At 29.3% G+C, this 13,325-nt stretch carries 13 protein-coding genes; 4 read left to right on the top strand and 9 right to left on the bottom strand.

Features of this window, described 5'->3' with window-relative positions; genetic code table 11:
- The first annotated feature begins 2 nt into the window (after nt 1-2).
- The 4 genes from rnpA to mnmE all read left to right on the top strand — a co-directional run bounded on the left by rnpA (nt 3) and on the right by mnmE (nt 3,662).
- Nucleotides 3-362: a ribonuclease P protein component gene (rnpA, locus tag ICMP_RS00060; protein ID WP_041068564.1), complete on the top strand. Its 360-nt coding sequence runs from the start codon at nt 3-5 to the stop codon at nt 360-362.
- A complete protein-coding gene (gene yidD / locus ICMP_RS03370; RefSeq protein WP_084121291.1) occupies nt 326-589 on the top strand; it encodes a membrane protein insertion efficiency factor YidD in 264 nt (87 codons plus the stop codon). Before rnpA ends, yidD begins: the two co-directional genes overlap by 37 nt.
- Nucleotides 589-2,211: a membrane protein insertase YidC gene (gene yidC / locus ICMP_RS00055; protein WP_041068562.1), complete on the top strand. Its 1,623-nt coding sequence runs from the start codon at nt 589-591 to the stop codon at nt 2,209-2,211. Before yidD ends, yidC begins: the two co-directional genes overlap by 1 nt.
- 77 nt (nt 2,212-2,288) lie before the next feature.
- Nucleotides 2,289-3,662, top strand: a complete 1,374-nt coding sequence (gene mnmE / locus ICMP_RS00050; RefSeq protein ID WP_041068560.1) for a tRNA uridine-5-carboxymethylaminomethyl(34) synthesis GTPase MnmE — start codon at nt 2,289-2,291, stop codon at nt 3,660-3,662.
- Between the two features lie 301 nt (nt 3,663-3,963).
- On the opposite strand, the gene ICMP_RS00045 is transcribed toward mnmE, so the two are convergent.
- From ICMP_RS00045 to mnmG, 9 genes are all read right to left on the bottom strand, one after another.
- A complete protein-coding gene (locus tag ICMP_RS00045; RefSeq protein ID WP_041069950.1) occupies nt 3,964-4,386 on the bottom strand; it encodes a F0F1 ATP synthase subunit epsilon in 423 nt (140 codons plus the stop codon).
- 16 nt (nt 4,387-4,402) lie between these two features.
- Nucleotides 4,403-5,800: a F0F1 ATP synthase subunit beta gene (gene atpD, locus ICMP_RS00040; protein WP_041068557.1), complete on the bottom strand. Its 1,398-nt coding sequence runs from the start codon at nt 5,798-5,800 to the stop codon at nt 4,403-4,405.
- Nucleotides 5,801-5,837: 37 nt separating this feature from the next.
- Entirely contained in the window at nt 5,838-6,695 is an 858-nt protein-coding gene (atpG, locus tag ICMP_RS00035) for a F0F1 ATP synthase subunit gamma (protein WP_041068554.1), read from the bottom strand.
- Between the two features lie 49 nt (nt 6,696-6,744).
- Complete coding sequence (gene atpA / locus ICMP_RS00030) at nt 6,745-8,286, bottom strand: F0F1 ATP synthase subunit alpha (protein ID WP_041068552.1); 1,542 nt, start codon at nt 8,284-8,286, stop codon at nt 6,745-6,747.
- A 17-nt stretch (nt 8,287-8,303) separates the two neighbouring features.
- A complete protein-coding gene (locus ICMP_RS00025) occupies nt 8,304-8,837 on the bottom strand; it encodes a F0F1 ATP synthase subunit delta (protein ID WP_041068549.1) in 534 nt (177 codons plus the stop codon).
- 14 nt (nt 8,838-8,851) lie between these two features.
- Nucleotides 8,852-9,322: a F0F1 ATP synthase subunit B gene (locus ICMP_RS00020; protein WP_041068546.1), complete on the bottom strand. Its 471-nt coding sequence runs from the start codon at nt 9,320-9,322 to the stop codon at nt 8,852-8,854.
- Between the two features lie 53 nt (nt 9,323-9,375).
- Nucleotides 9,376-9,621: a F0F1 ATP synthase subunit C gene (atpE, locus tag ICMP_RS00015; protein WP_041068543.1), complete on the bottom strand. Its 246-nt coding sequence runs from the start codon at nt 9,619-9,621 to the stop codon at nt 9,376-9,378.
- Nucleotides 9,622-9,643: 22 nt separating this feature from the next.
- The gene (gene atpB, locus ICMP_RS00010) at nt 9,644-10,462 is read right to left on the bottom strand and encodes a F0F1 ATP synthase subunit A (RefSeq protein WP_041068540.1); all 819 of its coding nucleotides are present in this window, start codon (nt 10,460-10,462) and stop codon (nt 9,644-9,646) included.
- A 395-nt stretch (nt 10,463-10,857) separates the two neighbouring features.
- Nucleotides 10,858-12,747, bottom strand: coding sequence for a tRNA uridine-5-carboxymethylaminomethyl(34) synthesis enzyme MnmG (gene mnmG / locus ICMP_RS00005; protein WP_041068536.1), 1,890 nt, complete (start codon nt 12,745-12,747; stop codon nt 10,858-10,860).
- Nucleotides 12,748-13,325 lie beyond the last annotated feature (578 nt).

The following is a 13,325-nucleotide window of genomic DNA, read 5'->3' as shown; positions in this document are numbered from 1 at the left end:
GTGTGGGTAAGTTAAATTTTTCGAAAGAGTTGCGTTTACTTACTGCTTCAGATTTCTCTTTTGTATTTCAAGAGGCTAAAAGAGCTAGTTGTAAATATATTACTATTTTTGGTCGTAAGAATTTATTTAGATATCCGCGTATAGGTTTTGCTATTTCTAAAAAGAATATAAAATTTGCACATGACCGAAATAGGATTAAACGCATAACTCGAGAAACTTTCAGAAAAATGCAGTACAAATTACCGATTATGGATTTTGTCATTATAGCAAAAATAGGGGTTATTCATTTAGAAAATAATGAGCTAAGAGGTATATTGGAGAAATTATGGCATTATCACCGTCGCCTGGTACGTGGTCTCTGATTGTTTTTATAAAAATTTATCAGTACAGTATAAATCCATTTATAAGAAATCATTGTCGTTTTCAACCAACTTGTTCGCAATATGGCATACAAGCTTTATATAAATTTGGTATGTTAAAGGGAAGTTGGTTAATTATGAAAAGATTACTAAAATGTCAACCTATACACCCAGGTGGATATGATCCTTTACCCATCAATTTTTTTTGGATATTTAGAGAATACCAATAATGAATCTGCAACGTAATTTTTATATGGTTACTTTTTTTTTTACAACTCTTATAATCTGGCAAATATGGAAACATAATGATTATCTTCACACTAAACAATATGAAAATCCTCAACAAGTGAATAATAGTAGTAAAATTCAACAATTGAGTAACGATAGTAAGCAAGATAAAATAATTCTTGTAAAAACAGATGTCCTTTCTTTAAAAATTAATACTTGTGGTGGAGATATTGAAGTAGCAGAACTATTATCATATCCAAAAACACTAAACTCTAGCCAAAATGTTGTCTTATTGGAAAATAATCCCCAATTACTTTATCAAGCACAAAGTAGTATAATAGGACCTAATACTCCTGAAACTAATGAAAAACCTATTATTTATCAAGCTGCACAAGATACTTTTGAGTTATCTAATAATCAAAAAGAATTGCGTGTTCCACTGACTTGGAAAAGTGAAAATGGCGTAGTTTATACTAAGACATTTATCTTTAGAAGAAGTCAATATGCTGTTGATATAAATTATAGTATTAATAATATTACTAATGATCCAATAACAGTATCTCTATTGAGCCAATTAAAACAAACTGTACCTATTACTCAGAATGCTAATACAAATAGCTTAAATTTATCTTCCTCTAGTAGAATAGCTTATTCTACTGATCATGACAAATATAAAAAATATAAAATTAACGATGTGTTTAAGGGTAATCATTTAAATACTTTGACTAATAATGGTTGGATAGCTATGCTACAAAAATACTTTGCAACAGCTTGGATTCCACATACAGAAGGTAATAATATTTTATATACTAAATATTTAAATAATGGTATTGCAGCTGTCTGTTGTAAATCTGCCCCAATAACTATACCAGCGAAAAGTAAACAAGATTTAAATGCTACAATGTGGATTGGACCTGCAATTCAAGATCAAATGGCTAATGTAGCGCCTTATCTTGATCTAACTGTGGATTATGGATACTTGTGGTTTATTTCTCAACCATTGTTTAAATTATTAAGATATTTAAATAGTTTTATTGGTAATTGGGGTATATCGATCATATTAATCACCCTTATGTTACGTTGTATTATGTATCCCCTTACAAAAGCACAGTATATTTCTATGATGAAAATGCGAATGTTGCAACCGAAGATTAAGCTCTTAAGAGAACGTGCGGGTAATGATCAGCAGAAAATGAGTCAAGATTTAATAAATCTTTATAAAAAAGAACAAGTTAATCCATTAGGAGGATGTTTACCTTTAATATTACAAATGCCTATTTTTTTAGCACTGTATTATATGCTCATAGGCTCAGTGGAATTACGTCAAGCACCATTTGCTTTTTGGATACATGATTTATCCTCTCAAGATCCTTATTATATTTTACCAATTTTGATGGGGATTACTATGATTATTATTCAGAGAATGTCGCCCAATACAGTCACTGATGAAGTACAACATAAAGTTATGAACTTTATGCCTATTATGTTTACTGTATTTTTTTTATGGTTTCCATCTGGATTAGTTCTTTATTATACTATCAGCAATATAATAACGATTATACAACAAAAATTAATATATCGTAGCTTAAAAAAGCAAGGATTATATATTGATAATATTACCTAAAAAATCTTTCAAAGATATGTATCTTATAATGAATGTTTATTTCATATTATTAATGCATAATATTATAAAAAATATATATGTCAGGTAATAATGATACTATTGTTGCTCAAGCAACACCGATAGGAAGAGCTAGCATAGGAGTAATTCGTGTATCAGGAATTTACTCTAAATTAGTTGCTAATAAAATACTTGGTCATTTACCTAGAGCCAATTATGCAAAATATTTACCTTTTAAAGACATAAAAGGTAAAATTATAGACTATGGAATAGCTATTTGGTTTCCTCATCCTCATTCTTTTACCGGAGAAGATATATTAGAATTACAAGGACATAGTAATCCAGTCATAATTGACTTATTAATTGAAAATATTCTTAAATTGCCTGGAATACGCATTGCTAGACCGGGAGAATTTTCCGAGCGAGCTTTTTTAAATCATAAAATAGATTTACTACAAGCAGAATCAATTGCAGATCTCATTGAAGCAAGTTCAAAACAGGCTGCTCAATCTGCTATAAAATCTTTACAAGGTTTTTTTTCTACGGCTGTAAATAGATTAATAACACAACTGAATAATTTGCGCGTGAATATAGAAGCAGATATTAATTTTCCAGATGAAGATAATTCGTACTGTTATTTAAAAAATACTAATATAAAATTAAGTGAAATTATTAACGAACTGGATAATGTTCTTAATGAAGCACATAAAGGATCAATGTTGCGAGAAGGGATTAATATAGTAATCGCAGGCTTACCAAATGCTGGAAAATCTAGTTTATTAAACACCTTAGTAAGACATGAAGCAGCTATTGTTACTAATATTATTGGTACGACTCGAGATATTTTAAAAGAGTGTATTCAAATTGATGGATTGTCATGTAATATTATTGACACAGCAGGATTACGTACAACTAATAATCTAGTAGAAAGTATTGGAATTAAACGAGCGTGGCAAGAAATTAAACATGCTGATCATATATTATTTACAGTAGATAGCAGTGTTACCAATATGATCAATATGAGTGCGGAAACTAAATTAATTTGGCAAAAGATTATCTCTAATACTGTTAATAAAAATTCTATAACTATCATACGTAATAAAATAGATATCACTGGTGAAAAAGCAAGTTATAATATTATTAATGGTTATCCGAGTATTAGTTTATCTACCTACACTGGTTTTGGAATGGAAATATTATATAAACATCTGAAACAATATATGGGGTTTACAAATAATGTGGAAAGTAAATTTATAGCTCGTCGCCGTCATATTCAAGCTTTAAAATTAGCTAAAGAACATCTACAAATAGCACAACTAAATACAAGTAGAGAAAGAGCTATTTTAGCTGAAGAACTAAGATTAGCTCAAGAAGCACTAAATGAGATTACTGGTAAGTTTACATCAAATGATTTACTCAATAGCATTTTTTCAAAATTTTGTCTCGGTAAATAAATTATTTAAACATCTATTGTTTAGTTTGGATATGATCTCTATCATAGAGATACTTTATATATAGTATATATCCTGTTAATAATAGTTTATTAATATTGGCATATATCAAATATCAGAATATATTATTCATTAACAAAAACGATCTAATTTTTATCCATAGAATAGTTATCTTCGCTTAAAACAAGCTTATTTATATATCACATAATAGTCTATTTATATTATAAAATTTTTGTTAAACCAAACTATAAATTTATAATTTATTATACCTAATACATATTTTATATTGAATATTTATTAGCAATCAGTTCTTTTGTTGTTTAATAAGTTCAATTATACGCAATTTAGCAATAGCTTTTGATAATTCTACTGATGCAGATGCATAATTGATATCAATATTTGATAAGTTTATCTTAGCTTGTGCTTGTATTTTAGCTTCAATAGCACGCTTCTCATCTAGATTAGCACCGCGAATTACTGTATCGGCTAAAACAATGACATGATTTGGTTGTACTTCTAATATACCACCTGATATATACATATATTCTTCTTTATTTAAAGTTGTAACTATGCGTAGCATACCAGGCTTAATAGAAGTCAGCAAAGGAGAGTGACCAGTGAAGATACCTAAATTACCTTCACTACCCGATATTTGAATGGATTTAACTTTTTCGCAATAGATGCTTTGTTCGGCATTAACAATCTTAAGAGAATAGCTCACAAATATTATATCTCCATAATAATTAAACTTTATTAGCCTTTTGTACCGCTTCTTCAATAGAACCGACCATATAAAATACTTGTTCAGGTAAATAATCAAAATTCCCTTCAACTATACCTTTAAAGCTACTTATAGTATCTTTCAATGGAACATATTTACCAGGATAACCTGTAAAAATCTCAGCTACAAAAAAAGGTTGTGATAAAAAACGTTGAATTTTTCTCGCACGTGACACTAATAATTTATCTTCTTCTGATAGTTCATCCATTCCTAAAATTGCAATGATATCTTTTAACTCTTGATAACGTTGTAAAATCGATTGAACAGAACGTGCAGTATCATAATGTTCTTGACCTACGAGTAAAGGATCCAATTGCCTGCTTGTAGAAGTTAATGGATCAACAGCAGGATAAATGCCTAATGAAGCTATTTGACGACTAAGAGTAACGGTAGAATCTAAATGAGCAAAAGTAGTTGCAGGAGAAGGATCTGTCAAATCATCAGCAGGTACATATACTGCTTGTATAGAAGTTATTGAACCTTTAGTCGTAGAAGTAATCCTTTCTTGTAACATACCCATTTCTTCTGCTAATGTAGGTTGATAACCTACGGCAGATGGAACTCTACCTAATAAAGCAGATACTTCTGTACCAGCTAAAGTATAACGATAAATATTATCTATAAAAAGTAGAACATCATTACCTTCATCTCGAAATTTCTCTGCTATTGTTAAACCAGTTAATGCCACTCTTAAGCGATTCCCTGGAGGTTCATTCATTTGACCATATACTAAAGATACTTTATCTAAAACATTGGAACTAATCATTTCATGATAAAAATCATTACCTTCACGAGTTCTTTCTCCTACTCCTGTAAACACTGAATAACCTGAATGTTCTACTGCAATATTACGGATTAACTCCATCATGTTTACTGTTTTGCCAACACCGGCTCCACCAAATAATCCAACTTTTCCACCTTTAGCAAAGGGACATATTAAATCAATAACTTTTATTCCAGTTTCTAATATTTCTTGAGAAGTAGTAAGATCTTTATAACAAGGCGCAGAACGATATATAGACCACCTTTCTGGTTCAGATCCATCTTCTTTTTGTATTTTACCTTTTTTATCTATGGGATCACCTAATACATTGACTATACGTCCTAATGTAGCTTTACCCACAGGTACATTAATTTGCCTTTTCAGATCAACTACTTTTAGCTTACGTTTTAAACCCTCAGATGATCCCATAGCTATGGTACGTACTACACCACCACCTAATTGTTGTTGAACTTCTAAAATTAAATAGGTATTATTATTTTTAACCTCAAGAGCATTATATATAGGTGGTACTTCATTCTGAGGAAATTCGACGTCGATAACAGCGCCGATAATCTGGATAATTTCTCCAGTTGCCATGTTAAACATTCTCCATTAATATTATTATGATAATTTACTATAATGTAGAAGCTCCTGAGATAATCTCTGTTAATTCTTGAGTAATACTGCTTTGCCGAGCTTTATGATGCATTAATTCTAGATCTTTTATTATATTGCTACCGTTTTCAGTCGCTGATTTCATTGCTACCATACGTGCTGCTTGTTCACTTGCTATATTTTCTAAAACACCGTGATAAACTTGCGATTCAACATAACGATATAGTAAAATATCTAATAATGATTTAGAATTGGGTTCATATAAATAATCCCAATTTTTCTTTTTTCTCACTAAATAAGAGAATGGTAATAATTGAGTAATAATAGGAGTTTGTGAAATACTATTATTAAACTTATTGTAGGCTAAATATAATTTATCTATATTTTGATCATCATAAGCTTTGAGCATAACTTGTACTATTCCTATTAATTTAGAAACGGTAGGATTATCGCCTATTTTACTTAATTTAGCTATAATGTTAGCTTGCTTAAAAATATTAAAAAAAAATAAACCTTTTGATCCGATAATTGCTAAATCACTAGCTACTCCTTTATTAAACCAATTTTGCATTTCTAATAATATTTTTTTAAATAAATTATGGTTTAAACCACCACATAGTCCGCGATCAGTGGAAATAAGTAGATAGCCTACTCGTTTAACCTTGCGTTCTTGCAAATAATTGTGTTTGTATTCTAAATTTGCTGAAGCAAGATGATTAATTACTTGTAGAATAGTTTCTGTATAAGGACGACTAGAAATTAGACGTTCTTGTGTTTTTCTCATTTTAGAAACAGCAACCATCTCCATAGCTTTAGTAATTTTTTGCATATTTTTTACGGTGTAAATTTTATTACGTATTTCTTTGGGGCTAACCATGAGATTTTCCTTATAATTATTTTTATGTTCTCCTTAACAAGGAATAATTTTACAAATATTGAGTTTTTTTAAAGTTTTTAATAATAAATTTGAATTTATTTTCAATATAATTACTATAATTACCATTAGAATTTATTTCTTCAATCAACTTATTTTCTTGTTGAGAAAAATATATTAATAATGATTTTTCAAAATTTTTGATTTCTGTTAAGCTAATATCTGTTAAATACCCATATTCTGCTGCAAATAGCAAGATGCTTTGTTGTGCTACAGATAGAGGTTGATATTGTTTTTGTTTTAATAATTCGGTTACTTTATGTCCGTGATCCAATTGCTTCCGAGTTAGTTCGTCTAAATCAGATGCAAATTGCGAAAAAGCCGCTAATTCGCGGTATTGTGCTAATGTTGTACGAATTCCACCAGACATTTTTTTTATTATATTAGTTTGAGCGGCACTACCTACACGAGATACAGAAATTCCTGGATTAACTGCTGGTCTAATACCGGCGTTAAAAAGATTTGATTCTAAAAAAATTTGACCATCAGTAATAGAAATTACATTAGTTGGAATAAAAGCAGAAACATCTCCTGCTTGAGTTTCAATGATTGGCAAAGCAGTGAGTGATCCTGTTTTCCCCTTTACTTTTCCGTTAGTAAATTTTTCCACATATTTAGCATTTACTCTCGCGGATCTTTCTAAAAGCCGGGAATGAAGATAAAACACATCACCTGGAAAGGCTTCACGTCCTGGTGGACGGCGTAGTAGTAATGAAATTTGTCGATAAGCAATGGCTTGCTTAGATAAATCATCATAAATAATCAATGCATCTTCACCACGATTACGAAAATATTCTCCCATAGTACAACCTGAATAAGGAGCTAAATATTGTAAAGAAGCTGAATCAGAGGCAGAAGCTACTACTACAATAGTATAGTCTAATGCTTTATATTCTTCTAGCTTACTTACTATATTAACAACTGTAGATAATTTTTGACCTATTGCTACATAAATACATTTAATTCCACTAGTACGTTGATTAATTATTGTATCTATAGCTAATGCAGTTTTACCAGTCTGGCGATCACCAATTATCAGTTCTCGCTGACCTCTCCCAATGGGAATCATTGAATCTATAGATTTATAACCAGTATGAATTGGTTGATTGACAGATTCTCTATCAATTACATTAGGAGCAATAGTTTCGACAGGGGAAAATCCATCATTTTTAATAGCACTTTTAGCATCAATTGGTATACCTAAAGCATTTACCACTCTACCTAGAAGACCATAACCAACAGGAACTTCTAAAATACGACCTGTACATTTTACTTTCATCCCTTCACTAAGATCAGTATATGATCCCATAACTACTGCACCTACTAAATCACGTTCCAGATTTAAAGCAATAGCATAACTATTAGTTGATAATTCTAACATTTCTCCTTGCATAACTTCAGTCAATCCATGTATATGTATTATACCATCACTTACAGATATAATAGTACCTTCATAATGACTATCAGTCTTTATTTGGAACTGAGAAATACGCTGTTTAATCAGTTCGCTAATTTCAACAGAATTTAATTGCATTGTGTTACACTTTTCCTTTAAGAAAGCAATGTTCTTTTTAAAAGATTCAAACGGTTACGTATACTTCCATCTATAACTAAATCACCTATACGGATTATTAAACCTGATATGATATTTTTATCAACTTTACTAGTTAAGAGTACTTTTTTTAATAGACGTTTTTCCATCATTTCAATAATCTTTTTATATTGAACTTCAAGAAGTGGTTGAGACGAAATTACTTCTACATGTATAAAATTATTTTGCTGATTATACATCTTAGTAAAATATTCCAATATATTTGGTAATAAATTTAAACGTTTATTTTCTGATAAAATTTTTATGAAATTTTTCATTGATTCATCTACATTATCACCACATATACTAATAAAAATATCTGATATAATAGCATGTGATGTTAAACCAGATAGTAGATTATTCACTTCTCTATTACTATATATTTTTGCAGTATATTCTAACATATATTGCCATTTATCAATATTTTGATTTTCAGTTGCAAAATCAAAAGCTGCTTTAGCATAAGGACGTGATATAGTAATAGATTCCGACATAATATTATTTTGACTTATAGTTGAGCTAATGATTTATTAATTATTTCTTTATTAGTCGTTTCATCTAACGACTGTTCAAGAACTTTTTCAGTAGCAGTTATCACTAACATTACCAGTTCTTTATTCAATTGTTCACGCAGTTGTTTATATTGTAGATTAATTTTTGCTTGCGCTTGAAGGATGATACGTTCACTTTCTTTTTCAGCTTCACATTTAGCTGTATTTAAAATTTGCATGTATCTTTTTTCTGCTTGTTCGATAATTATTGAAGCTTCTTTTTTAGCCTGTATTAAACTATTTGTGACTTTTGTTTGAGCAGAAATTAATTCTTTTTTTTCATTTTGTATTAAGGCTAATTCATCAGCAATTTCTTTTTGACGTTGTTCAATAATGTTAATTAGTGGAGGCCATACATATTTCATACAAAACATAACAAAAATAATAAATGCAATCGCTTGTCCAAGAAGTGTTGCGTTAATATTCACAGGATAATTACCTTTTTAAGTATACTGTATTAAGTACTAATTGCAAAATTAGTTTAATTTTTAATAACAGCAAACATAATATATAGTGCTAAACCAACAGCTATCATTGGAATAGCATCTAATAATCCAATAACAATAAAAAACTGAGTTCGTAATAATGGAATAAGATCAGGTTGACGTGCAGCAGCATCTAAGAATTTACCTCCTAGTAAACTGATGGCTATTGCTGCACCAATAGCTGCTAATCCTATCATTATAGCAGCCGTCATATATAGTAAATCAATATGTAATTTATCCATTATAAATCTCCTATTTTATAAATCAGTGTTTTTCAGATGCCATTGATAAATAGATAATGGTTAGCATCATAAAAATAAAAGCTTGCAAAAATATAATGAGAATATGAAAAATAGCCCATGGAACATTTAACATCCATTGACTCCACCAGGGTAATAAACAACTAATTAAAATAAAAATTAACTCACTGGAATACATATTACCAAATAGTCTTAATGCTAAAGAAATTGGTTTAGAAATCAAGCTAACACTTTCTAATATAAAATTAATTGGCATGAATATTGGATTATTAAATGGTTGGAGTAATAATTCTTTAGAAAATCCATAAATACCTTTTATTTGTATGCTATGATAAATTATTAAAATAAATACACTTAATCCAATTGATAAAGTAATATTGATATCTGCTGAAGGTACTATGCGTAGACATGATATACCTAACCAATGTTGACTAATATAAGGTAATAGATCAATAGGCAATAAATCCATTAAGTTCATTAGAAAAACCCAACAAAAAATAGTCAAAGCAAGCGGAGCAATAATATTACTATTTCTATGATACATTTCATTCACATTGCGATTAACTAAACTTACAATTAACTCTATAGCAACCTGTAATTTATTTGGTCGATGAATAGTGGCATTCTTTGCTATATGATAGAATAATGCAATAAAGATAACACCTAAAAATATAGAAAAAAAGATAGAATCTAAATTTATCATCCAAAATGATACTGATGTATCATGTAGATCTACTAATTTAAATGTGCGTAAGTCAAGCTGAAAATGTTTTAAGTGATGACTTATATAATCTTGTGATGTTGAGATTACTCCTATAGTCATAATACCTCTTAATCATATCTTATTAATTATAAATTATAAAATGACTAAATATAGTCAATGTCATATTTATATTAAAGAAAAAAGTTCTAATCTTATAACATATTAAAAAATATTGATATACTACATATGTAGTTACAAATATCATATAATTAATTTGTTGCAAAATATATTATTATAACTTATTAAATGATTAACCAGAATGAAATTCTATTTATGATGTAGAGCATAATATAAATGATATGACTAACTTTTAATACAAAATATTTGTACCATAAAACATTGTATTTTTCAAAAAATATTTTATAGAGATAAAAAACATCTCAGATGAGTATTATTTAATTTTAAATATTAGCAATGAATCTTTTATTCACCATTAGAAATGATAAAAGTAACTTTTAAATATTATATTTTAAAATTCCTGTTTTTTTTAGGTAAATAACTAAAATAGAAATTGCAGCAGGAGTGATTCCAGAAATACGAGATGCTTGACCAATAGAAATGGGTTTGCAATCGTTTAGTTTGGAGATAACTTCATGAGAAAGACCATTGATTTGATCATAACGTATATCATAGGGTATTAAAATTTTTTCATTTCTCTGTTGACGGTTTATTTGTTCTTGTTGACGTACAATATAACCTTCATATTTTATTTGAATTTCTACTTGCTCAGAAATTTGTAGTGATGTTCCAGTATTTTTAAAAAAACTCAATTCAGTAAGTTTTTTATAAGTAATTTCAGGACGACGTAGTAATTCTTCAGCAGTGATCTCTTTAGATAAAGAAATATCAAATAGCTTAGTTATTTCTTGAGCTTTGTTAGAATTAGGATGAATATAAAAATCTTTCAATCTTTGACGTTCCTTTTCAATAGATTCTATCTTTTCATTATGAATCTCCCACCGTATATCATCAATTAATCCTAATTTACGTCCAATCTCAGTGAGACGTAGGTCTGCATTGTCTTCACGTAAAATTAATCTATATTCTGCTCTGGCAGTAAACATGCGATAAGGTTCTTGTGTACCTAATGTGCATAAATCATCAACTAAAACACCTATGTAAGCTTGATCACGACGAGGAAACCATCCATCATCTCCTGATGATTGACAGGCAGCATTTACACCTGCTAAAAGACCTTGAGCTGCTGCTTCTTCATATCCGGTAGTACCGTTAATTTGTCCAGCAAAAAACAATCCTGTAATATACTTACTTTCTAATGTAGGTTTAAGATCTTTGGGATCAAAAAAATCATATTCAATAGCGTAACCTGGACGAGTTATATTTACTTTTTCTAAACCTTTTATAGATCTTAAAATATCTATTTGCACATCAAAAGGTAAACAAGTAGATATACCATTAGGATAAATTTCTTTGCTAATCAATCCTTCTGGTTCAAGAAAAATTTGATGGGAATCGCGATCAGGAAAACGTATTACTTTATCTTCAATAGAAGGGCAGTAACGAGGACCAATACCTTTAATCGATCCTGTATACATAGGACTACGATGTAGATTATTGCGAATAATTGTATGAGTATTTTCATTAGTATGAGTAATCCAACAGGAAATCTGTGGAGGATGTTGATGTACATTTCCTATAAATGAAAAAACTGGGGTAGGTAAATCTCCATGTTGAGGTTTCAGCACATCAAAATTTATAGTGCGGGCATCAAGACGAGGTGGAGTTCCTGTTTTCAAACGACCTATACGTAAGGGTAAATCGCGTAAATAGAATGCTAAAGGAATAGATGAAGAATCACCTGCACGCCCACTATTATAACTGTTTGAACCAATATGAATTTTACCATTGAGAAAAGTGCCCACAGTTAAAATAACTGTTTTAGCAAAAATTTTTATCCCTATTTGTGTTATTGCTCCTTTAACATGATTATTTTGTATAATAAGATTATTTATTGCTTCCTGAAAAATCATCAAATTAGGTTGGTTTTCTAAAGTACTACGTATTATCTGGCGATAGAGCATACGATCAGCTTGAGCACGTGTAGCTCTTACTGCTGGACCCTTACTATGATTTAATATTCTAAATTGAATCCCTGATTTATCAATAGCTGTTGCCATGATCCCACCTAATGCATCAATTTCTTTAACTAGATGTCCTTTGCCAATACCACCAATTGCCGGATTACAAGACATTTGGCCTAATGTATCAATATTATGCGTCAGTAACAAAGTTTGCTTACCCATTCTAGCAGATGCTAAAGCAGCCTCTGTACCCGCATGACCTCCACCAATAACCATGACATCAAAAAGAACTGGATAAAACATAAAATTCCTTAATTACAGAGATATAAATTTTGTTATATTATAAAATATAATATTTTATAGAATTGTATTACTTATTCTTAATTTTAAGAAAGAACTAATTTTTACTAAAAGAACAGTTATATATCGATATATTATATATTATTTTACAGAAATTCTGATAAATAGATCATATCTTATAATAAGTATATATCTTTCTTACCAAAATATATTGTTTTTCTATTTATTGAAATTATTTAAAAATTTATTTGATATTTATAAAATAAAAGCTTGACTAAATCATGAAAAATAGTATAATTACATTTATTAGATTTAATAAATTATGCTATTTAATCTTTTATTAAGTAATCTATGTGAGTACTTATAGATTGATATTCAAGCTATAAAGAGATCAAATGTCTGTGAGATATAACGTGTAATCAAATTATTTGTTATGCGTTTTGACTTTTAATCAAATTATTTGTTATATTTTTTAACGTGTAATCAAATTATTTGTGATGGTTTTTAACGTGTAATCAGATTATTTGTTATATGTTTTCGCACAGACATATGCCTTATCAAAAAAGTAAAGCATATTTCAA

This window comes from Candidatus Ishikawaella capsulata Mpkobe, from assembly GCF_000828515.1.
In the GTDB taxonomy this organism is placed as follows: Bacteria; Pseudomonadota; Gammaproteobacteria; order Enterobacterales; family Enterobacteriaceae; genus Ishikawella; species Ishikawella capsulata.
Note: the sequence above shows the minus strand (reverse complement) of the source record. Positions and strands in the feature narration are given on the sequence as shown.